The sequence below is a fragment of the Mesorhizobium sp. WSM3859 genome, assembly GCF_002295065.1.
GTDB lineage: Bacteria > Pseudomonadota > Alphaproteobacteria > Rhizobiales > Rhizobiaceae > Mesorhizobium.
On sequence record NZ_NSGG01000009.1, the window covers coordinates 212,749 to 234,261 of the forward strand.

Sequence of the window (21,513 nt, forward strand, 5' to 3'; positions counted from 1 at the left end):
TGATCACATATCAAAATCAGGAAGCGACAAACGCTTCCGGCCCGAGGGACTGATGGGAGACACAGTGAAACGGCATGGGGCTGAAACCCAGCAGCCGGTGCTGGCGGCAAAAAATGTCGTCAGGCGCTTCGGCGGGCTCGTTGCCGTGAACAATGTCTCGTTCGACGTCCGCCCTGGCGAGATTCTGGGCCTGATCGGCCCGAACGGCGCGGGAAAGACGACAATGTTCGACCTTCTGGCCGGCAGCATCCTGCCATCCAGCGGCGAGATCTATCTGGGCGGCGTACCCGTTTCCGGCGAGGCCGCGCACCGCCGCATCGGACGCGGTCTCGGGCGTACGTTCCAGATTCCACGGCCTCTCCCCAATTTGACGCTGATCGAGAACGTCATGCTTGCCGCGCAAGGGCAGACCGGCGAGCGGCTGCTTGCCAATTTCCTCACGCCGTGGCGGGTCGCCGCCGAAGAGAAAGCCGCCGCGAAGAAAGCCGCCGAGCTGCTGGAGCTCCTCTCGCTGACCCGTCTGGCGCACGAGCCGGCGCGAGTGCTTTCCGGTGGCCAGCGCAAGCTGCTCGAGCTCGCCCGTGTGATGATGGCCGACCCGGCGATCATCCTGCTCGACGAGCCGGCGGCCGGCGTCAACGCCACGCTGCTCGAGGTCATCATCGACCGCATCCGCGATATCAACGAGAGCGGCATCACCTTCCTCTTGATCGAGCACAATATCGACATGGTCACGCGGCTTTGCCACCGCGTGCTGGTGATGGCGAGCGGCGAGCTCTTGTGCGAGGGCACCGCCGACGAGGTGGCGCGGGACCCGCGCGTCATCGAGGCCTATCTCGGAGGCGCGGCATGAGCGAAACCGTGCTGGACGTCAGCGATCTCGAAGCCGGCTACGAGCCTGGCGTGTCGATCGTGCGCGGCGCCTCGATCACCGTCGACAAGGGCGAGATCGTCGTGGTCCTCGGGCCGAATGGCGCCGGCAAATCGAGCCTGATCAAGGCCATCGCCGGCCTTGTCCCGATCAGCCGGGGCAAGGTGCTGCTCGATGGCAAGGACATCACCGCGGCGCCGGCCCACACCATGGTCCGCCTCGGCCTTGCCTTCGTGCCGCAGACCGAAAACGTCTTTCCACGGATGTCGGTGGAGGACAATCTGAAGGTCGCCTGCGGCATCCTCGAACGGCGCCAGGCGCCTGCCCGCATCGAAGAAATGTACGCGGCCTTCCCCGACCTTCTGCGCCAGCGGCGGACCCCTGCCGGCAACCTCTCGGGCGGGCAGCGTCAGATGCTCGCGGTGGCGCGGGCGCTGATCGTCCATCCGAAGGTGCTGGTGCTCGACGAACCCTCGGCCGGACTGTCGCCGAAATTCGTGTCGATGGTGTTCGAGATGCTTTCGGACATCCGCAAGTCCGGCGTCACCATCCTGCTGGTCGAGCAGAACGCCAAGGCAGCGCTCGCCATCGGCGACCGCGCCTACGTGCTGGTCGAGGGCAAGGAGCGGCACCAGGGAGCCGCCTCGACGCTGTGGGACGATCCGGTCATCGCGGAGCTCTATCTCGGCCAGCGGCCGCTCCGTAAGGACAGCGCACGGCATACCGAGACGGGAGGCGCGGCATGAGCCTGCAATTCGTCGTCGACGGGCTGCTCACCGGCTCGATGATCGGACTTGGCGCCATCGGCGTGACGCTGACCTATTCCATCCTGCGCTTCTCGAACTTCGCCCATGGCGATTTCATGGCCTGGGGCACCTATGCCACCTTGGCCGTGGTCGGCGCCATTGCCGCCATGTTCGGTAAGGTGGCGCCGATCGCGCCCTTGTCCTTCGGCTGGCCGCTCATCGTCGCGCTGGTCGTCGGCGCGGTCTTTACGGCCCTGCTTGCGCTGCTGCTCGACAAGGTGCTGTTTTCGCGGCTGCGCAAGCAGGAGCAGGCGATCATCGCGGTGATGGGAAGTTTTGGTGCCTCGATGGCGCTCAGAAGCCTGCTCGAATTCATCTTCACCTCGCGCCCGACCTATTTCAGCCGTGCCATCCAGATCGCGATGCCGGTCGGGTTCGGCATCCGCATCACGCCCGATCAGATCGCGCTCCTGCTTCTGACCGCGGCGCTGGTGCTGGGCGTGCATCTTCTGACGACACGCACCCAGACTGGCCGCTCCATGCAGGCGATGAGTCAGAACCCGGCGCTTGCCCGCGTCGCCGGCATCGACGTCGCCAGCGTCGTGCGCGTCACCTGGGTCATCGGCGCATCACTGGCCTGCGTCGCCGGCGTGATGATCGGCGTGTTGGTTCAGATCCGTCCACTGATGGGTTTCGACATGCTGTTGCCGATGTTCGCCGCCGCCATACTGGGTGGCATCGGCAGCATTCCGGGCGCGGTGCTGGGTGGCCTGATCATCGGCCTTGCCGAGGCCGGCGCGGTACAGCTGATCGGTGCTGAATGGCGCGCCGCGGTCTCCTTCATCATCCTGATGGCAGTGCTGATCGTGCGCCCCATCGGGCTCTTCGGGGTGCGTGAAAGATGATCGATCTTGTCGGTTACGGCGCCTTCTTCCTGACGACGGCATTGATCTTCTCGCTGGTGACGCTGGGCCTCAACCTGCAGTGGGGGCTGACAGGTCTGTTCAATGTCGGCCTCGCCGGCTTCGTCGCAATCGGAGCCTACACTTCGGCGCTGCTCACCACGCCCGACGACCCCGCCCGGCTGGGCGGCTTCGGCCTGCCGATCCTCATCGGCTGGCTGGGGGCGATGTTTGTTGGCGGGATTGCCGCCGCGTTGACCGGTATCGCCACGCTGCGGCTCAGATCGGATTATCTGGCAATCACCACTTTCGGTGTTGCGGTCGTCGTGCAACTGGTCGCGCTCAACGCGCAGAAGCTGACGGGCGGCCCATTCGGCATCGGCTTCATCCCGCGACCCTTCGGCGGCCTCGCCGAAACGCCGCTGCTCTTCAACCTGTCGAACCTGGCCATCGTCTCGGCGGTGACGCTCGCCGCATATCTGGCACTCGAACATCTGACGCGCAGCCCGTGGGGCCGCGTCCTGAAAGCGCTGCGCGAAGATGAGCGCGCCGCGATCTCGCTGGGCAAGAGCGCGCGTTTCTATCGCATCCAGGCCTTTGCCGTCGGCGGCGCGATCATGGCGCTTGCCGGCGCGCTGCAGGCGCATTTCATCGGCTTCATCGCTCCCGACAATTACCTGTCGATCCTCACCTTCCAGGTCTGGGTGATGCTGATCGTCGGCGGCTCCGGGAGCAACGCCGGCGCCATTGCGGGCAGCGTACTGGTCTGGGCGATATGGGCTGGCTCGGGCGCGCTCACCAGCGTGCTTTTCGCGCCGGAACAGCAGGCGCGAGCCGCATCCCTGCAGATCGTCGCCATCGGCGTCATGCTGTGCGTTATCCTGCTGGTCAGGCCGAACGGTATATTCGGTGAGCGGCCCCGGCGGGCGCGTTTCGGCAAGCGGACGAAGGCCACGGCCAGCGAAAGCGGATCCTGAACGCAATGGCGCAGCAAGAAGCGCATTCCCTGTGGCACGCGGTCAGCCGCGACCACCGCCTCCGACCGGCGCTGGAACATAGCCTCGATGTCGACCTTGCCGTTGTCGGCGGCGGCTTTGCCGGCCTGTCGACCGCACTGCACGCGGCCAGCAAAGGCCTTTCGGTGGCTGTGCTCGAAGCAGAGATCATTGCCTGGGGCGCCACAGGCCGCAACGCGGGCTTCGTCGTGCCAAACTTCGCCAAGATGGATCCGGACGTCATAGTGGCGCATCTCGGCGCGGAACGCGGCGAGCGGCTGATCGGGGTCGCCGCGGGCAGCGCCGACCTCGTGTTCAACCTGATCGAGCGGCACAACATCGCCTGCGACGCCGTTCAGAACGGCTGGATTCAAGCGGCGCACTCATTGGCTGCTCTCGAAAAAATCCGATCCCGCGCCAGGCAATGGGCGGAGCGCGGCAGGCCGGCGGTGATGCTCGACAGCCAGCAGACCGAGGCGCTGACCGGCGCGCGAGGCTATGCCGGCGGCTGGATGGACCGCTCGGGCGGCGTGCTCAATCCGGTCGCATTCGCGCGCGGACTGGCCGATGCGGCCGAAAGGGCCGGCGCGCGGATTTTCGAGCACACACGTGTCACATCGATCGACCGTTCGTCCGACGGCTGGACAGTGACGACGCCATCGGGTTCGTTGCGTTCCGGCAAGGTGCTGATCGCCACCAACGCCTATGGCGGAGCGCTCAACCCGACACTGCAGCGCACCTATTTCCCGCTGAAGGTTTTCCAGATCGCGACGGCGCCGCTGCCATCGAAGACGCGCCAGCGCCTGCTGCCTGGAGGTCAGGGCTTCTCCGACACCAGACGCAATCTCATCACCTTCCGCTTCGATGCCCAGAACCGGCTGATCAGCGGCGGCATGCATGTGGTAAGCGCGGGCTCCGACAGGCGCGTACCGCGGACAATCTGGCGACGGTTGGCGAAGCGCTTGGAACTGCCCGACCTGCCGCCGCTTGAGCATAGCTGGTCGGGAATCGCCGCCGTCGAACCGGATTTCCTGCCGCATCTGATCGACCTCGGCCCAGGTCTGATGGCGGCCCGCGCCTGCAATGGACGCGGCATCGCCATGACCACGGCCATGGGCAAGGTGCTGGCCGACTGGGCGGCCGGGACAGAAGGGCACTACCTGCCGCTGCCATTCGCGCCGCCGGCGCCGATCCCCTTTCACGGCCTGCTGCGCTACGCGCCCAACATGCTGCTGCCTTGGAGCATGTTGCGGGACCGGCTTGATCGCCCCGGTTAGGACAGTTCCGGATCAGAAGACTCTGGATTGTGTTTCGCAGCCAAAATTCAACCATCCCTCATCTCGAATGATGAACCGCTGCCAGTTTCAAGGGGAAGCCAAGGGGTGCCCTGAGCCCTCACCGCCTCGATGATGGTTATGAGTATCCGGGCGCCGGCACCGCGCTCATTGTGCCGTAGCTCCACATTCCTTGACATCGGGTATTTATCCGAAATTATGCAGGAAAGGAGGATCGCAAGCATGACGGGAATCGCGCTGTCGGGCGTATCAAAGCACTTTGGCGCGGTCCAGGTGATCCGCGACGTGAGCCTGGACATTGAGCCAGGAGAGCTGGTCGTGTTTCTGGGTCCGTCCGGTTCTGGCAAGACGACGCTGCTGCGGATGATCGCCGGCCTCGAAAGCATTGACGAGGGCACGCTGACGATCGACGGGGTGCGCTCGGAAAACCTTGCGCCGGGCAGGCGCAACGTTGCGATGGTCTTCCAGAACTATGCCCTTTACCCGCATATGACGGTCGCGGAGAACATGGCCTTCGGGCTAAGGAACATTCGGGTCGCGCCGGATGTCATACGCCAACGAATCGCTGAGGCTGCGCGTATCTTGGAGATCGAAGCGCTGCTCAACCGGCGGCCGTCGCAGCTCTCCGGCGGGCAGCGCCAGCGCGCGGCCATCGGGCGGGCGATCGTCAAGGAGCCCAAGGCATTCCTGTTCGACGAGCCGCTCTCCAATCTAGACGCGGCGCTTCGAGCCCGTACACGGGTCGAGCTCGCCGAATTGCATCACCGTTTGAAGTCGACGATGATCTACGTCACTCACGACCAGGTGGAAGCGATGACGCTCGCCGACCGTATTGTGATTCTCAATGATTGCCGGATAGAACAGATGGGAAGACCCGACGAGGTTTATGCACGTCCGGCGTCGCGATTCGTTGCGACCTTCGTCGGGTCTCCGGCGATGAACATTCTGCCTGTTACGGTTTCGGGCTCAGGCGACAGGCTCAATGCGCGCTTGACCGATGGATCGCTCGTCGGACTTCCTGGCGCGCCGGTCAACATGGATTGGCACGAACTCGGAGTGCGGCCGGAATCGCTGACCGTCGTCTCCGAGGGCAATGAAACATCCGCCACGGCCACCGTTGTGGAGCGCCTTGGCGAGCGAACGCTCGTCTATGCGCGGCTTGCGGATGGGACGCAAGTTACGGCACAGGATCGCGCGCTTTCGAGTGTCAAACCGGGCGACGTCGTTCGGCTGAAGTTCGACACCGACGCCCTGCATCTCTTCGCCGCTGACGGATCGACCTGGCACGCGCGCTGACGGGGCCCGAACCCATCAGGCTGAATCCGGTTCTGCGCGGCGCGTTTTAACCCTTGATGCCTGCCGAGAGCGTTATTGCTTCGGTTACTCGGCGCTGGAAGAAAAGATAGGCCAGTGCCACCGGAAGGCCGGCCAGCACGGCTGCCGACAGCTGGCGCGCATAATAGACACCGAAGGCGTCATTGACCTGCGTGATGCCGACGGTAATCGTCATCATCTCGGTGCGGGTCACGGAGAGGAACGGCCACAAAAACGCATTCCACGTCCAGATGAAGCAGACGATCGACAGCGCCGTCGTTACCCCCCAGTTCATCGGCATGTAGATCTTGAAGAGGATTCCGAATTCAGACGCATTGTCCATGACCGCGGCCTCGCGGAAGTCCTTCGGGACCTGATCGAAGAACTGCTTGTACACGATGATAATGACGGGGTGGATAAGCTGCGGCAACATGATTCCGGCCCAGCTGTTAATCAGGCCAAGGTTGGCGACCAGCACGAAATGATTGATGATAAGCGCTGAAATTGGCACCATGAAGGAGGCAAGGATCAGCCACCATAGCGCGATCCGCCCCGGGAACCGCAACTGCGAGATCGCGTAGCCGCACAGCATCGAGGTGAAGATGGTGATGACCGTTACGCCGACCGCGACCGCTACCGAATTGATGTACCAGAGACCGATCTGTGTGGTGGTCAGGGCGTCAATGTAGTTCTCCAGCGTCGGCGTCTCGGGCCAGAGTTCGATGTACGGCCGAACGACCTCGTCGTCCGGCTTGAGCGATGAGATCACCCCCCAATAGAGCGGGAACGCCCATAGGATGGCCCAGACGACCGTCAGCGCCGTGATTGTCCCGCCCCAAAAGTTCCAGCGTTGCGCAGCCATTACGTTCATCGGCGCCGCCTTTCGGCGAACCGGAGCAGTTGAAATTGCAGGACCGAGACGACGACCACAAGCACGAAAAGGGTCACGGCGACAGCCGCCGCCCTGCCTCCCTGATTCTGCTGGAAGGCCTTCTGGAAGACGTAGTAGACGAGCACCATGTTGTCGTTCGGCCGGCCGCCGATCGAGAACAGATAGACCTGGTCGAAGATCTTGAGCTGCAGGATCAGTTGGATGGTGAACACCAGCGAGGTGATCGGCCATAGCAGTGGCCAGGTGATGCGACGAAACGTGGTCCATCGCGTCGAGTTGTCGAGCGCCGCGGCTTCGTAGATCTCCGCCGGTATTGACCGCAGTCCGGCGAGGAAGAGGAGGATCGAGAAGCCCGCGGTCCACCAGATCGTCACCCCAGCCACAGCCGGCAAGAACCAGACGCGCGACTTAAAGACCGGCACGCGCGGGATTGCCAGCCAGTCCAGCACATGCATCGCTATCCCGAACTGGAAGTTGAGCGTCCAGTCCCAGATCAGATAGACCACGGACACCGGCAGGATGTAGGGCAGGAAGAACAGCGCCAGCACGATGGCCTGGAAGCGGCCCTTGAGGCGTGACACGCCAAGCGCGATCAACAGGGCGATGAGTGTCCCGGGGATGACCGTCATCAGCACGAAGTAAGCGGTGTTCCAGAGCGCTCGCCGGAACATCGGGTCGTTGTCGAGCCGCAGGTAGTTTTCGAGACCAACCCACTGGCCCGCGCCGATCAGCGGCGCATCAGTGAAGGAGATCCGGAACATCTGAACCGTCGGATAGACGAACGCCAGCAGGTAGATCGCCAGGAAGGGACCGACCAGCACCAGCGCGACAAGACGTTCAGTGCGGGAGTTGCGAAGCATGGTTCTTCCTCAAACAGGCTGGGACCGTTCCGGGCAGGATGGTCCCAGCCTTTGAGCTTCTACATGCTGTTCAGCTCTTCCTTGATGGATTTCACCGCCTCGGCCGGGTCCATCTCTCCGTTGAGGGTCGGCACGAAATAATTGGACATGATGTCGAAGATCGGCCCGGCGACACCAGCCTTGGGCGACCTTGGATCGAAGATCATGTTGGCCGTCAGCGTCGAGTAGGTCGCGTTGGGCTCCATTGCCTTGTATTCGGCCGTCTCGGTGACCGGCTTATAGGCAGGGATGTGGCCTGCCGTAGCCCAGAACAGCGAGTGCTTGTCCATCCATGAGATCACCTCGAGCACCGCGGCACGCTTTTGCGGGCTGATCTCCTTGCCCTTGTTCTTCGGGATTGCGAACGAGTGGCTGTCCGCATAGGTGCATGGTTTGTCGAAGATCACCGGGATCTCGACGGCACCCCAGTCGAACAACTTGCCTTGCTTGGCGAGGTCGGTCATCGTGGGAACCTCCCAGACGCCGTTGATCATCATCGCGGCCTTGCCCGAGGTGAACAGGGCGACGGTTGCGGGATAGTCCGTATAGGTCGACTGCAGCCCGGCCTTCGTCCACCCTTGCAGAACCGCTAGCGCCTTCTCCAGCTTTTCGGGATTGTCCCCGGCGAGGAACTCGTTGCCCGTCAGAAGCTCGCCGCCTTGCTGGCAAACCAGCGAGTAAATGGTTCGGTACATGAAGTTGCCGTCAGCGGTGACACTACCCAACGGGAACTCGACGCCGGCATCCTTCAACTTCTGCAGTGTCGCGGTAAACTCCTCCTTGTTGCCCATGCCCATGGGACGGCCGTCGCCGCCAAGCACGCCTGCCTTCTTCAGGAGGTCGCGATTGTAGTAAAGAACGATTGGATGGGTATCGAGCGGCACTGCGTATTGCTTGCCGTCGACCGTCACGGCGTCCATCGTCGTCTGGGCGAAGTCCGACGCCGAGAGGCCCATCTTGCTCATGTCGTCGGCGGTGATTTCTTCGAGGATGTCCTGGCTGACCGCCAAGGGGATGCGGCTGGCATGATAGGTCATGACGTCTGGCGCCTCACCGACCGCGGCCGAGGTCTGCACCTTCGTGTAGAAGGGCGTTCCCCACTCCAGTGTCGTGGCGTCGATCTTGATCTTGCCGGCGTGGGCGGCGTTGAAGTCGGAGATCATCTGCTTCATGCGCACACCGTCACCGCCGCCGAGGAAATCCCACCATGCGACGGTTTCTTCGGCCTGGGCCGCGACGACCCAGAATCCTCCGGCCGCAACCACCGCAACGGCCATCATATTGCGAAAGTTCATCTCAGCTTCCTCCCGAGCACGGCGGTTAGATCCGCCTTGAACGTTTCGATGCTACACCAAACCAATCCGCCTGCAACGGATTTTACGGTATATATCTGATAGTCGGATATTAAATCAGAGTGTCACGCGCACCATCGAGTAGGAGTGCGGCGGCAAGTTCAGCGTCATTCCCTTGCTGCTGAGCGCTGCTCCGTTGCCTTTGGCCGGCGACACGTTGTCCGGCGCGTCCTTCGTGTTGCAGGCCTCGAGATCGTCATGACGGATGATCGTATGCTCGATGGACTTGGCGGCAAACCGCTCGAGGGCGATTTCGGCCTCTATCGTCTCGGACCCATGCCGGTTGATTGCGAAGAAGGTCAGCGTGCCGGCGTTCGAATCGTGCACGCCCGCAATGTCGAGCCACGGCACCTTGTCGGCCGCGGCCGCGTCATAGGTAGGCACCTCGACCGCGAGCTGCAGCGCGGTGCCGCGGCCGTGCCTGGAGGCCAGCATAAAAGGCCAGTAGATCGTCTGCCGCCAGGCGCTGCCGCCGGGATCGGTCATGATCGGCGCGATAACGTTCACCAACTGCGCTATGCAGGCGATGCGAACGACATCCGACCGGCGGATGAAGGTGTTGATGATGCAGCCGACCTGCAGCACGTCCTCGAAATTGTAGATGTCTTCCAGAAGCCTGGGCGCCTCCGGCCAGTCCCAGGCGCGCATGCGCTCGGCGTCCTGCTTGCGCTGATGGTACCACACGTTCCACTCGTCGAAGGAGATCTTCACGTCCCGCTTCGAGCGGGTCTTGGCCTTTACGTAGTCGATGATGCCGGAGACCGTGCCGATGTAGCGGTCGAGCTTGGCCGGGAGGGCGAGATATTCGGCCGTATTCTTCTCGTAGTTCTCGAAATACATGTGGAGGGAGATGTAGTCGACCTGCTCGTAGGTCGCTTCCAGCACGGTTGCTTCCCACTGCGGATAGGTCGGCATATTGGAATGCGACGAGCCGCAGACGACCAGTTCCACCGTCGGGTCGAGGCCACGCAGCGCCTTGGCGGTCTCGTTGGCGAGATGGCCGTATTCGCCCGCCGTCTTGTGGCCAACCTGCCAGGGGCCGTCCATTTCATTGCCGAGACACCAGAGGCGGCAGTTCCAGGGTTGCGCGCGGCCGTTCTTGGCCCTGAGGTCGGACCAGTAGCTGCCGCCCGGGTGGTTGACGTATTCAACGAAGGCCCGCGCCTCATCGAGGCCGCGGGAACCGAGATTGACCGCAAGCATCATCTCGGTGCCGGCCTTTTCAGCCCAGTCGGCGAATTCGTGGATTCCAACCAGGTTCGGCTCCGTGGTGCGCCAAGCGAGATCGAGCCGCCGCGGGCGGTTCTCCTTTGGGCCTATGCCGTCTTCCCAATTGTAGGCCGACACGAAGTTGCCACCCGGGTAGCGGCAGATCGGAGTGTCGAGCGCGCGCACCAGCTCGATCACGTCCTTGCGCATCCCCTGTGCGTCCGCTTGCGGATGTCCGGGCTCGTAGATGCCCGTGTAGACCGCCCGGCCAAGATGCTCGAGAAAGGAGCCGTAAAGACGTTTGTCGATATCCGCGACGGCATAGGCCGCATTCGCCGTGACTCTGGCCTTCATTGATCCCTCCCACCCCGGATTGTCAATCCGACTTCCCGGTTTATATCCGGGTCTCGGGACCAGTTAATGGCGGAGTTCGCTCGCCCGTCAAGGGCCTAATGCATGTCGCCCAGAAGTGTGCGCGGTTCTGGGACAACGACATGCATCAAAACAAAGACTTAAAGCGCGTCGCCTGAATCCGGTTCAGCGCGACACGCTTTAAGATGCCCTCAAGCCTTCAGCAGGCGCAGAACGATGTCTTTGCTGTAATTGCCGAAGCCGCTGCCGAAAATATTGATGCCGCCGGGGTGACGCGCATCTTCCTTCACGCCGATTCGTATCCGGATCGAGCGGTGCCGCCCGAGTTCCAGATCAGCCAGCGAGCATTTGGAAACCTTCTCATTGTTGCGATAGGTGCCATTGTTCGTGACGCGCCAGTGTGCGAGGTCACCATATTGCGATCCGGCCAGTTTCCACCAGCCGGGCGTATGCTTGCCGCGCTTGTCCCCATAGTCGGCTGGCGCCGTCCAGGTATCTATCTCGTGTCCGTTGATCGCTACCGTGATGTCTGATGGCCAATCCTTCGATGTGCCCGGCACCTCTGACGAAAGCTCCATCGCTAGTTCCAACCCGCCGACCTTGGCATTGGCAAGCGTCGCATTGTTGGGAAACTGGTATTCGACGAAGCCGCGCGTGAACCACAGCAGCCCTGCCCGCATACGGTCAGGATCAAGGAAGGTGTCGGGCACATCGAGAAGTCCGATGACGCCGTCCTTTGAACACAGGCCGCAGGGAGCGGAAACTTCGCATCTTGTATAGAGTCCAAGCGGCATCGCCACCTCTATGACCCCGAGATCCTGCGCTGGGGCGCGGTCCTTAAAGACGACAACCAGCTCAGAGAAGGTCGAATAGCAAACCTTCTGGCTTCCCTTGCGCGCCTTCTGTGATTTCGTCTCGATCAAACCGACATCGACAAGAACCTGGATGTTGGCGGAAATCGTCGATTGCGGAAGACCGAGTTCCTCGGCCACTTGATTGACGTTTTTCGGCCCCTTGCGGTGCAGCAGATCGAGAATCCGGACCCGGACCTCGCTCGCGAGGCTCTTCAGCAAGTCAAGCTGCTCAAGCGGATCGACAACCATGATTTCATTCGACATATGGCCCCGCACTCGTCACACGGGGTTATGTATCAGCAGATCAGATACAAATAAAGACGGTTGGCATTATGATTGACCCCCCTAGCTGGCATATCTTTCGTAGCGACTTCGTCATTCAGTAGTTGACCAGCACGGCCACAACGGGCGGCGCTTCAGCCGCTCCAGGACCGCCGGATCGCGAGAGAAGTCCTCATTCTTCAGGCGCAGTACGTGGGCGTGCCTGCTTCCAAGCTGCCGATGAAAATAGTGAAAGATGGCTGAGTTGCCTACCGAGCATCCAACGTGATCACGCCTTGCTACGCGGGCAACATTCGCCATCCCGCCATATTAGGCGGACTTAGGCCGGCTCCTACCCCAAAGGGGTGCCGGCCACAGCAACTTTCGTCATCGACCGGGTAGCTAACGAGCGACTGAAGTCGGGCATTTGGTGGCATTGGTCCTACCGGCCTCCAGAAACGAGCAGGATGAGCTTAAAAGCCCCTTCCATCCGATCGAACTGACATGCTGGTTTGAATTCCAATGCGATTTTACTTCGATGCGTATGAGGACAGCACCTTGGTCCGAGATGAGGACGGCTTGGATGTGGCCGACCTCGTCGCTGCCAAACTGCAAGCAGCCAAAGCAGTGGTTGATGCAGCGAAGGACTTGGTCCCGAAGATGCAGATTGGGACAGTAGCAATTCATGTCAGGGACACTGAGGGTCGTGTGGTATACACGGCTGAAGTCAACTTCAAAGCGCGCAGCTTTTTGAAGCTCGCATACGACGAGACTGCACCTGCCTACTTGCCTGTTGAAGGTCAGGATTGAGCCCGTGTAGGAAACGATTGACTGACATCGGCGTAGCATCCTCTCATGGCAGGCCGGATAGCATTGATCTCACACAAATGATCGGGAACTTTCTGCAAAACGCTACGATGGAGGATGGTGACATCGATTCCTGCTTGCAGACTGGCCTAAACACCAACATCCGATCAGCTTAGACACGTCTTCCCCTTTTGGCCGAGCCCTCGACCCCCGAGTCGCATTGACGAAGGGCAATTGACCGATAGCTTGAGGCGAACCGAAAGCCGCCACCGGTTTGAAGCTATTGTTCGGGTTGCAACTTGCTGCATCTTTCCAACAGTCGAGGCATTGTGGGGCCGACAACTATTGCGACAGCTGGTCCCTCACCACTCGCCGGCGCAGCCGTCGGTCGTCTACTTTTTGAAAACTCGCTATCGATACTGAACAGGACCGGTGCTTGGCACATCGCCAAAGACCTTTGCCAGGAGTTCGTGCCCGAACACGCGCAGGCTCGGTACTGGCGCCTTGGTTCGCGTGGCCCCGAAGGCCTGGCCCGCAAAATCGCGGCTCGCCTGATGATGCTGGAAATCAGTTGGCTCAAGGACAGCCGACACTTCTTGATCGGCGGCAAAACCGCGGGGAGCGACACGCGGATATTTCTCGACCCTCTCTTTGTGCTGAGGTCAGAGCTCGCCGAAAATGACATTGTGCTTTGCCATGACGTCGGCCCTTTGAGCCATAGTTTTCTATACGATGCTGTGACCGTCCAAAATTACCGTGTCGCGTATGGAAAAATCCGCAGGCACAGGCCTGGAATCATTTTCGTGAGTAATTGGTCGAAGGATAATTTCGTTTCGCTCTTTGGATCGAACTTCCGGTTCCTGACCACGATTCCGCTATATGTGCGAACTGGCCTGTTCGACGGCGCACTGGAAGCCCCTCCTGGTGTCGACGGGCAATTTTTCCTGACGGTCGGCGCCTTTGAAACCCGCAAGAACCAGATCACCGCGCTTGAGGCGTATCGAGACGGCGAGTTCCACAAGCAAGGCATCAAATATGTGCTTTGCGGCTCGCGTGGCGAGGGCCGTGACAAGATCATTGATCTCGCGAAATCGATACCAGGGACCGTGTTGCCTGGTTATGTGTCAGACAGCCAGTTGCGCTGGCTCTACGCGAATGCAGAAGCATTCGTTCTGCCGAGTCTCTTGGAAGGGTTTGGCATGCCTGCCTTGGAGGCGGCCTATATGGGCCTCTTATCGATCGTCTCCGAGGGAAGTGCATTGGTGGAAGCGGTGGAAGGCGTCTGCGTGCAAGTCCCTCCAAAGGACACGACTGCAATCGGACAGGCGATGCGCCGCGCCCTTTCACGGAGTTCGGCGGAAAAGGCACAGACCAGCCGCGAGCTTCGCGGCGTTGCTTCACGCGCCTCGAAACAACGCTTCCTGCAGAGTTGGAGAGGCTTGCTCCTGGGCGGATAAGGCGAGCCCGGAACCCTGATCGCGCATGGGCATCTCTCGCCTATATGTTAGTTTCGCAGAATAACTGTCGCCACACGTTTCCCCATCGCAGAGCAGTTCGCTTTGGCGCCGGTCACCTAAGCAGGCTCGATAGCAGGCATGGGCCGCGCCGCCTGATAGGGATTGCTTCCTGCCGCCCTGCGTAAGGCACTGATCCTGGTGGCGGTGACAACGGCGATTGCAATGAAGAAGAGCACGCCGGGGTCGGCACTGCCGCCCGACACCGAGTTGGCAATGATACCCGCCAAGGCGGCATTCCTGATGCTCATTGCGACAGCAGCGGTCTCAGGCGCCACCCATTGTTGTACCCCGCCCAATCCCCTGGCCAGGACACCGAGTAGCATCGCCAGCATCAAAGACCCAAACAAGCCAAGCTGGGAGAGAACCGCGATCGGCCAGCTCGATGCCCTGGAGCTGCCGAAGCCGACGCCGAGGCCACTGGTGTCGGCGAAGGACTGCAGGCTCTTGAGGTTCCAATAGGTGCGCTCATGTCCCGAGGCGGAATCGGCTTTGTTGATGATGGTGTTGTTGAAGAGCCTGACGAAGGGATCAAGCGCGTCGGCCCGGTAGAGGCAGACGCCCATAACAACGGCCACACCCAGCCCCATCAGGACCGCAATCAATAGCTCCTCGCGCTCGACTCTTCCCCTGAGAAATGATGCCAACATCGAGAAGGCAACCGGAAGGCACAGCAAAGGGAGGCCGACATAGGCGGTCGAGGACGTCGACAGGATTGTCAGGAAAAGCAAGACGGCCGAAAGTCCTTGGGCGAGGCGGGACTTGGTCATTCTCCAATAAGTGTAGGAGAATGCCAGGCAGGCCAGGGAGGCGCCGGCAAACGATGAAGCTTCGGAAAAAGATCCGGTGATGCGTGCGAAACCGGCCTCGTAAGCGTTGCTTATAATCGCATAGTTGGCGGTTTTGATCGGTGCGAGTAGGTCGCCCACGCCGGCATTCTTGCCGGCAAAGTCAATCAGCCCCATACCGGCATGCAGGCCGCACCACAAGAAGAACCCACGGCGTAGCTGGTCTATCCTGTCGGCGTGCAGCAACAGGGTGCAGAGCGCGATGGTGGTGAGCCCGCCGAGAATAAAATAGCCCGTCTGAGAGGTATTGCCTGAAACCGGAGCCAGCGACGCTTCCACGACGGTACCGCGGATTTTCGACTGGACAAAGACGGCCGTCTGTCCGGCAAAGAATCTTGGGAACAGCCACGCTCCAATGACCGCGTAAACCATGAGGCTAGCGATAATCCAGATTGGGCGCATGCTCCCGAACACGCTTCCTAAGTCGAACCATATACGTCGTCTGGCGGCGACAGCGGCGACGAGCAGAGCCTCGAACACGGTGTAGATGAGTGGAGATGAACCGCCCAGAAAAGTCAGGGTCATGACGGCGGTTGCGCCGAATGCCTGGGAAGCAATCAGCCCGACTATCAGCATTCCCCGGGAATAGTATGCAATCGCCAAAATCGCCGCGCACACTAGCAGACCCGGTAAAGAAACCTGCATTTCTGATCGAGCCTCTCGCTCGGTTGGTCATGCCAATGTTGACGAAAGACGCTATCCGACAATGCATCTTTCGACAGGCCCATGGCTTGGGCAAGAGAGCCAAACGGCGTAGCCCTCATTCCGCAAGAAGCTGTAGGTCTTCGTGCGAAGCGAACGGCCCATCGTGGCTAGCACTAGGCCTGGAGTTTACATGCTAGTCCCGGTTCGCCAGTCACGCCCGCAAGGCGCCGTCGTTATCCGCCTGGATCGAGAAGCATGCTCGAACGGCTAGTACGTCCAGGAAACTTTCGGCACGTCTGCCTGCGGGATTCCGCCTACCCCTTCCTGCAAACGGCTAATTCGCCAACGCACACTAAAGAACGCCTCGACGCGGGGAAATGTCACACTTATACACAGGCTGCGGGCACGTTTCGGCTTACAACCATGAAATGTCGTGTTAATTGAGACTGTCGGAACTCTGGACAACGGGGTGGGTTTTCCAGAGTTCCAACATCAGGAGGATAAGCGGTATGGCCACCCTGGTTATACATGACGCATTTAGCCCCAAGCAGATGATGCAACTTAGGGAAATTTACGAACGGGCGCGGGCTGTGACCGCCCAGTATCCTGAAACCCACGTTGCCAACAAAGCCGCCAAGAAGTTGGTCGATGCCTTCGAAACCGTGACCCGCAATTATGAAGCGGGTGGCCTTTGGCTGAGCGAAACTGATCCTCAGGGAAACGCCTGAGGTCCAAGCGTCAATTGCAGGAACATCTATCCGCCTGTCAGCCATGCTGGCAGGCGGATTTTTTTATCGCCACTTGTGGTGCGCTACTCCTGCCAAGCGATAGGGGAGCCACTGGGGCGGGCGAGTGGCTCCCCTACCCTGTCTTCGCTTTTTCCGCAGACAGACCGCGTCAGCCCGGGCAAACGCTGGCAACCGATGTTCATCTTCGGCGATGTATGGCGTCAACGAAGCCTTTAGAGTAGGGCACCGCAAAGGATAGCGGTCCGACTTCCGCCTATCGGATAAGCGTGAAGGCGCTTGGTATTCTCGACCTTGAGGGTGGGAAATTCATGAGCCCGGCCAGAGGCTGAATAAAAAATTTCCAAAAAATTAACCTAGATTAGCTCACGCTTGTAAAGCATAAATTACTCAATTCTAGGTGGCGTTGGGGAGAAAACGATGAGCGTCCAAGCTGGGGGAACCCCAGCAGGAGCTCACGATGGGTTGGGTAGAGAATCTTTCAAAAAACGGGAATTTGAGGGGGTTATGTCGGCCGCCACGAGGCGGTCGTGTTGGGCAAAAGTTGGGGTACTGGGTATGGGTTCTACAATCGGACTGGACAATTTCGCTTCGACAAATCAACCAGAAATTCCGTCGAGTATCAGTTCAAGGGGCAACGAACTAGCAGAAAGTGAATGCCTCCTTATTCTGGACGGAAGGGCCTTGGATCGGGAATGTCTCGCATCGGCCCTCAAGGATCATGATCTTGGCATGGCCGTCGCTGCCATGGGAACGATCGAGGAATGGCGCATAAAGAAGGATGCGTACCCTCCTCTAGCTGCCATTTTATTTAATCTTGGCGGCCGCAAGGTTACCGATCACAGCATTGCTGATGAGATTCGTTTGATCTCTTCAGAATTCAATTCGTCCCCTCTAATACTGTTAGCGGATACAGAAGATCTCGCGCAAATACTGACAGCACTAGAGTGCGGCGCAAGGGGATACATTCCAACTTCTGTCGGCATCGATGTCTGTGTCGAAGCCGTCAACCTTGCGGCGGCTGGCGGCATCTTCGTACCGGCCAGTAGTGTATTGTCTATGCGGCATCTGATCGATTCAGGCAGCCGTGACACACGTCCGTTGACGACTATGTTCACCCACCGGCAAGCTGAAGTGGCTCAGGCCCTTCGACGCGGTAAGGCGAACAAGATCATAGCCTACGAACTGAACTTGCGCGAAAGCACAGTCAAGGTGCATATCCGAAACATTATGAAAAAACTGAAGGCGACCAACAGGACGGAGGTCGCCTACAAGGTCAACGACCTTTTCGGGGAAGGTGTCCCTGCCGGAGAATGATGGTGGTTTCAGGCGGCCCGCCGGGGTTAACCCTGGCGGGCCGTATTTTTTTGTTGACCGAGTTCCGCCATTGTCCGTTCCGCAGTTGCATCAAACGGCGTTTCGCCGCGGCCATCTCGTCGCCGTTGGCGTCAGCCATCCTTTCCGGCATTCCGGAGGTTGTTCGAAACCTCACGCTTCGGGTACAACGTTATCGGCAGCGTAAAGAATCTGTTCGACAGACCGATTCAGGATTGGTCCTTGACCCGTTCCGCGGGCGACCCTCCTGACGGATTCCTGCAAGAGGTACGACCGTCTTTGCAGGGAAAAGGCGCTGCTCATTGGCCACGGGATCACCAGATCGGGTGCACGTTGCCCAGAGCTCACAACACTATTGTAGTACGAGCCTGCCCGGCGGTGACATCAAGTTCTGTGGCGGAGGCCGGAACAATACGACGCCACCTATCATAGCTGGCGTCGTTGCCCTACTTAGAGCGTTTCACCGTTTCACGGAAACGGCGAACCGCTCTATCTCTTTGTTTTGCTCTTTATTTGTCGCAATTTCTTGACGGAAAACCGCACACACTCTTCCTGAAATTGCTCTAGCCGGGCGCGGGCACATCCGAGGCATCGCGCGTGGCGGCATGCCGGGATTTGAATTCGCTCGAGTTGACGATGCCCAAAGCAATGCTATCGCGCGTCATCGATCCACGCCGCAACTGGCGGGAATAAGTTTCCATCCCGTAGCTGTCTGCGGGGCGATCCAGCAACAGCTTATAGAGAAAGGCGATGTAGGCGCGGTCGCTCAAGCCGATCGTGGCATATTTGGCTTTGAATTCTGCGGAGCGGACCATTTCCATAACAATGTCGGTCGTCCTGGCGTCTCTGTTCTCGAGCGCCGCCGACCAACGATCCAAGCCTGCGGCATCGGCGTCACGGCCAAGGACGAGGCAGTAGGCGAAATTTACCTGGCGGGCATAGGTGAACCCGTCGACAAACTTGGCATCTGCATCGCAATTCCGGTTCGGCACAGGTAGCGGCTGCGGGCCGCGGGTAATATCGCGAACAGCCATGTAGGCAGGTTTCGGTTCACCGGTTACCCATTTGCCGTTGTTATCCTTGGTGAGCCTGACCAAACCCATATTGGCCTCGAAGCTCGGAGCCCAATAGGTTTCATCCAGCAGTTCATAGATATGCGCTGCCTCCACCTTGTACTTGCCCTGGAGCTCGCGGAGCCGCATCATCGTCTGCTTGACGCCCTCACTCTGCTGACGCTCGCCGTGCTGACTTCCGTAGGGATTGTTGAATTCGGTGACCCAGATCGGTTTGCCATAGGCGGAAATCTCGCGAAGAGCCCACTCCGGATCTTCACCATACATGTGCCAAACGGAGATATCCCAGGCGATCCCGTCCTGCTTCATCCGCCCGAAGGCGGCCGTATGGCCCCATCCGGCCGTGCCCATTGCTTTTTTTATGCTCGGGTCGACTGCCGTCATGCCATCGGACAGTCCTTTGAGGACAGCGCTTACCTTCACCCAGCGCGGACCGTAGTAGTCGAGCACTCCAGTTCCACCTGCCGGCCCCCAGCCGCATGGATATTGCGATCCGTCATCGCGCTCTTCGCAGGGCTTTATGATGGCGTAGTTCTCCATCTCGTTGCCCAGTTCCCAAACGCGGATATCGTTCTTGAACCTGGTGCCGAGCGCAACCGCCAGTTTGCGGGCCTCAACATAAAGTTGGTCCGGTTTCTCCTTGTCCAGGTCCATCCCGGGTGTAATCACGGGGAGGATTTCGATCCCCCGTTCTTTTCCGGCATTCACGACCTGAGCTAGAGTATCTGCCTGGTCTTCGGCCGTGATGTTGACCCGATATGATTTGAGGCCGAGATTCTTGACGTAGTCGAGTTGTTTTTCGATCGGAACACCCGGGTAGGAAACTATCGGATGGCCGTTCACGCCCCAGAGCAAATCTGCGGATGAGGGCACTGCCGTTGTCAGTAACAAAGCTGCGGCGACTGCGATACGAAACGACATGGCAATCATGCCTCCCTGCACGGCTTTTGATGTCCGAATAGTCGGAACTGGAGGAGACGGAGGCAATTTGCCCATACGTGGATGCGAAGCTTCGCATTACGTCTTTTGAATGCCCCAACCTAGCCGTCAGGCGGCATGGCCATTTGATTGCCGCTGCGCTGGTGCCGTATCCAGATGGTCGTGGCGACTGCCGAGGATGTACCGAATGATACGAGCTTTGTGCGGCAACAAACCGGCTAGAATAATTCCAGGAAAAGTGTGAGCGGTTTTCCGCCCGGAATTGCGTAAAAACAAGGAGATAGAGTGGTTCGCCGTTTCCGTGAAACGGTGAAACGCTCTAGCGCCACTCGCGGTCGACTGCCCGCAATTCTCCGAAATCCGCATCGACCTGGACCATCAGTTCAAGATATTTCCACGCAATCCAGCGCCAGGAATAGCTGCTCGCCCTAATATGGCCCTTGCTGACCATTCGCGTGCGTAAATCCGGGTCGAGCGCCAGTTGGCGAACATTTTCCGCCCATGACTGAATGTCGTCGGGATCTGCATAGAGCGCGGAATCTCCGCAAATTTCAGGCAGGCAGGGCGAAGTCGAAGCTACGACCGGGCACCCCGACGCCATCGCCTCGACAGCGGGCAGCCCGAAACCTTCAATCCGTGATGGAAACAGGAAGCAAAGCGCGCCTTCGAGCGTCTTTTTGAAATCGTGGTCGTTTATGCGCCCGAGAAGGATGATGTTCGTCGGCATTTCCGGGACGTGCCGCAAGATCGTTTCCTCCTCGACATCTCCTGGCATCCAGAGGTCGAGACCCATCTCATCCAGAAGCGGGGCTAGTTTGGCGAGGAGTCCCATGTTCTTGTATTCTTGGTCCCCCCGACCGAGACAGACGACATATGGTCTGCCTCGATCGACGGCTAAGGACGATCTTGTCGCATCCCACTTCTTCGCATGGTCGCTGCCATTGTAGGTAACGACGATGTTTTCCTGGCGTGCGATCCCGAACTTGATCAGATGGCTGCGGGAGAGTTGCGAAACCGTGGTTATCCGTGCGGCACGCCTGCCAAGCAATGGAAGGATCAGGCGATGCGCCCAACGGAATCCTCGCGCATAGCTCGACGGCATCAGCCTCGTATGCATATCATGGATGCATGCAATCTGGCGCCTCAGCATGACCGGTGCGAGGTTGCAAAAGCTCAGCAGTCCTCCAGGCACATGCCAGGGTAGTTGCGCCTGCACCCAGAACTGAGGAAGTCGGGGTCTGTTGAACTCCGGAACGACCCGGACCGATATAGCCTTCAGATGAAGAGGTTCGGCAAGCGGGCGCGGCACCACGAGATCGATCTCCAGATCTCGGCCAAGCGGATGCCTTTCCGAAATGAGCGCGTCTAGAGCCATCGTGACTTCCAATGCGTAGCGCGCTATTCCATTGCGTCGGAGCGTGGTGAAGTCGCCATTGATGGTCCAGCGCCGCTTCGGCGGCTCAACACCCACCAAGCTCCTCCCAGGATGGCCGATCAGGTATTGCGGGCTTTCGGGAAGCGATCGCGCCACCACCGCGGCAGTGCTGTGTCCGTTCAAATGCCCTGGCCGTCCGGCCGGCGCCGCATTGAACTCAGATTTGCCCATAACCTTCTCCGCCTTACCGGAACCGGGAGCCAGATTAA

General features: G+C 59.8%; 18 protein-coding genes. 10 read left to right on the forward strand and 8 right to left on the reverse strand.

Features of this window, described 5'->3' with window-relative positions; all coding sequences use genetic code 11:
• Nucleotides 1–52: 52 nt before the first annotated feature.
• From CK230_RS20350 to CK230_RS20380, 6 genes are all read left to right on the forward strand, one after another.
• The gene (locus tag CK230_RS20350) at nt 53–853 is read left to right on the forward strand and encodes an ABC transporter ATP-binding protein (protein ID WP_095818920.1); all 801 of its coding nucleotides are present in this window, start codon (nt 53–55) and stop codon (nt 851–853) included.
• Complete coding sequence (locus CK230_RS20355; protein WP_095818921.1) at nt 850–1,617, forward strand: ABC transporter ATP-binding protein; 768 nt, start codon at nt 850–852, stop codon at nt 1,615–1,617. Before CK230_RS20350 ends, CK230_RS20355 begins: the two co-directional genes overlap by 4 nt.
• Entirely contained in the window at nt 1,614–2,522 is a 909-nt protein-coding gene (locus tag CK230_RS20360) for a branched-chain amino acid ABC transporter permease (protein WP_095818922.1), read from the forward strand. The genes CK230_RS20355 and CK230_RS20360 overlap by 4 nt, the downstream gene beginning before the upstream one ends.
• Nucleotides 2,519–3,496 (forward strand): branched-chain amino acid ABC transporter permease, encoded by a 978-nt coding sequence (locus tag CK230_RS20365; RefSeq protein WP_176480155.1) that lies wholly within the window; start codon nt 2,519–2,521, stop codon nt 3,494–3,496. The genes CK230_RS20360 and CK230_RS20365 overlap by 4 nt, the downstream gene beginning before the upstream one ends.
• 5 nt (nt 3,497–3,501) lie before the next feature.
• Nucleotides 3,502–4,791 carry an FAD-dependent oxidoreductase gene (locus CK230_RS20370; RefSeq protein ID WP_176480156.1) on the forward strand — a complete coding sequence of 430 codons (1,290 nt, stop codon included), beginning with the start codon at nt 3,502–3,504 and terminating at the stop codon, nt 4,789–4,791.
• Between the two features lie 240 nt (nt 4,792–5,031).
• Nucleotides 5,032–6,105 (forward strand): ABC transporter ATP-binding protein, encoded by a 1,074-nt coding sequence (locus CK230_RS20380; protein ID WP_095818925.1) that lies wholly within the window; start codon nt 5,032–5,034, stop codon nt 6,103–6,105.
• Nucleotides 6,106–6,151: 46 nt separating this feature from the next.
• On the opposite strand, the gene CK230_RS20385 is transcribed toward CK230_RS20380, so the two are convergent.
• The 5 genes from CK230_RS20385 to CK230_RS20405 form a co-directional block, all read right to left on the reverse strand.
• On the reverse strand, nt 6,152–6,994 hold the full coding sequence (locus CK230_RS20385; protein ID WP_095818926.1) for a carbohydrate ABC transporter permease: 843 nt from the start codon (nt 6,992–6,994) through the stop codon (nt 6,152–6,154).
• The gene (locus tag CK230_RS20390) at nt 6,991–7,875 is read right to left on the reverse strand and encodes a sugar ABC transporter permease (protein WP_095818927.1); all 885 of its coding nucleotides are present in this window, start codon (nt 7,873–7,875) and stop codon (nt 6,991–6,993) included. Before CK230_RS20390 ends, CK230_RS20385 begins: the two co-directional genes overlap by 4 nt.
• Before the next feature lie 59 nt (nt 7,876–7,934).
• Nucleotides 7,935–9,209, reverse strand: a complete 1,275-nt coding sequence (locus CK230_RS20395; protein WP_095818928.1) for an extracellular solute-binding protein — start codon at nt 9,207–9,209, stop codon at nt 7,935–7,937.
• Between the two features lie 114 nt (nt 9,210–9,323).
• Nucleotides 9,324–10,829 (reverse strand): alpha-N-arabinofuranosidase, encoded by a 1,506-nt coding sequence (locus CK230_RS20400; protein WP_095818929.1) that lies wholly within the window; start codon nt 10,827–10,829, stop codon nt 9,324–9,326.
• 209 nt (nt 10,830–11,038) lie between these two features.
• Nucleotides 11,039–11,965, reverse strand: coding sequence for a transcriptional regulator (locus CK230_RS20405; protein WP_095818930.1), 927 nt, complete (start codon nt 11,963–11,965; stop codon nt 11,039–11,041).
• Nucleotides 11,966–12,541: 576 nt separating this feature from the next.
• Here CK230_RS20405 and CK230_RS20410 point away from each other — a divergent pair.
• Nucleotides 12,542–12,772, forward strand: a complete 231-nt coding sequence (locus CK230_RS20410; RefSeq protein WP_141246062.1) for a hypothetical protein — start codon at nt 12,542–12,544, stop codon at nt 12,770–12,772.
• Nucleotides 12,773–13,068: 296 nt separating this feature from the next.
• A complete protein-coding gene (locus CK230_RS20415; RefSeq protein WP_245429986.1) occupies nt 13,069–14,226 on the forward strand; it encodes a glycosyltransferase in 1,158 nt (385 codons plus the stop codon).
• A 116-nt stretch (nt 14,227–14,342) separates the two neighbouring features.
• Here CK230_RS20415 and CK230_RS20420 read toward each other — a convergent pair whose 3' ends face one another.
• Nucleotides 14,343–15,776 carry a hypothetical protein gene (locus CK230_RS20420; RefSeq protein ID WP_141246063.1) on the reverse strand — a complete coding sequence of 478 codons (1,434 nt, stop codon included), beginning with the start codon at nt 15,774–15,776 and terminating at the stop codon, nt 14,343–14,345.
• Between the two features lie 509 nt (nt 15,777–16,285).
• Between CK230_RS20420 and CK230_RS20425 the strand changes: the two genes are divergently transcribed.
• Complete coding sequence (locus CK230_RS20425) at nt 16,286–16,504, forward strand: hypothetical protein (protein ID WP_095818933.1); 219 nt, start codon at nt 16,286–16,288, stop codon at nt 16,502–16,504.
• A gap of 576 nt (nt 16,505–17,080) precedes the next feature.
• Complete coding sequence (locus CK230_RS20430) at nt 17,081–17,839, forward strand: response regulator transcription factor (RefSeq protein WP_095818974.1); 759 nt, start codon at nt 17,081–17,083, stop codon at nt 17,837–17,839.
• 581 nt (nt 17,840–18,420) lie between these two features.
• Here the strand turns inward: CK230_RS20430 and CK230_RS20435 are convergent.
• Both CK230_RS20435 and CK230_RS20440 read right to left on the reverse strand, forming a co-directional pair.
• A complete protein-coding gene (locus tag CK230_RS20435; protein WP_245429987.1) occupies nt 18,421–19,860 on the reverse strand; it encodes a DUF4214 domain-containing protein in 1,440 nt (479 codons plus the stop codon).
• 328 nt (nt 19,861–20,188) lie between these two features.
• Nucleotides 20,189–21,475: a glycosyltransferase family 1 protein gene (locus CK230_RS20440; RefSeq protein ID WP_095818934.1), complete on the reverse strand. Its 1,287-nt coding sequence runs from the start codon at nt 21,473–21,475 to the stop codon at nt 20,189–20,191.
• Nucleotides 21,476–21,513: the final 38 nt, after the last annotated feature.

Bases quoted from the DNA above. Each gene is read 5' to 3' on its own strand.
- CK230_RS20350 (WP_095818920.1), top strand. From the start codon at position 53: ATGGGAGACACAGTGAAACGGCATGGGGCTGAAACCCAGCAGCCGGTG.
- CK230_RS20355 (WP_095818921.1), top strand. From the start codon at position 850: ATGAGCGAAACCGTGCTGGACGTCAGCGATCTCGAAGCCGGCTACGAG.
- CK230_RS20360 (WP_095818922.1), top strand. From the start codon at position 1,614: ATGAGCCTGCAATTCGTCGTCGACGGGCTGCTCACCGGCTCGATGATC.
- CK230_RS20365 (WP_176480155.1), top strand. From the start codon at position 2,519: ATGATCGATCTTGTCGGTTACGGCGCCTTCTTCCTGACGACGGCATTG.
- CK230_RS20370 (WP_176480156.1), top strand. From the start codon at position 3,502: ATGGCGCAGCAAGAAGCGCATTCCCTGTGGCACGCGGTCAGCCGCGAC.
- CK230_RS20380 (WP_095818925.1), top strand. From the start codon at position 5,032: ATGACGGGAATCGCGCTGTCGGGCGTATCAAAGCACTTTGGCGCGGTC.
- CK230_RS20385 (WP_095818926.1), bottom strand. From the start codon at position 6,994: ATGAACGTAATGGCTGCGCAACGCTGGAACTTTTGGGGCGGGACAATC.
- CK230_RS20390 (WP_095818927.1), bottom strand. From the start codon at position 7,875: ATGCTTCGCAACTCCCGCACTGAACGTCTTGTCGCGCTGGTGCTGGTC.
- CK230_RS20395 (WP_095818928.1), bottom strand. From the start codon at position 9,209: ATGAACTTTCGCAATATGATGGCCGTTGCGGTGGTTGCGGCCGGAGGA.
- CK230_RS20400 (WP_095818929.1), bottom strand. From the start codon at position 10,829: ATGAAGGCCAGAGTCACGGCGAATGCGGCCTATGCCGTCGCGGATATC.
- CK230_RS20405 (WP_095818930.1), bottom strand. From the start codon at position 11,965: ATGTCGAATGAAATCATGGTTGTCGATCCGCTTGAGCAGCTTGACTTG.
- CK230_RS20420 (WP_141246063.1), bottom strand. From the start codon at position 15,776: ATGCAGGTTTCTTTACCGGGTCTGCTAGTGTGCGCGGCGATTTTGGCG.
- CK230_RS20425 (WP_095818933.1), top strand. From the start codon at position 16,286: ATGGCCACCCTGGTTATACATGACGCATTTAGCCCCAAGCAGATGATG.
- CK230_RS20430 (WP_095818974.1), top strand. From the start codon at position 17,081: ATGGGTTCTACAATCGGACTGGACAATTTCGCTTCGACAAATCAACCA.
- CK230_RS20435 (WP_245429987.1), bottom strand. From the start codon at position 19,860: ATGATTGCCATGTCGTTTCGTATCGCAGTCGCCGCAGCTTTGTTACTG.
- CK230_RS20440 (WP_095818934.1), bottom strand. From the start codon at position 21,475: ATGGGCAAATCTGAGTTCAATGCGGCGCCGGCCGGACGGCCAGGGCAT.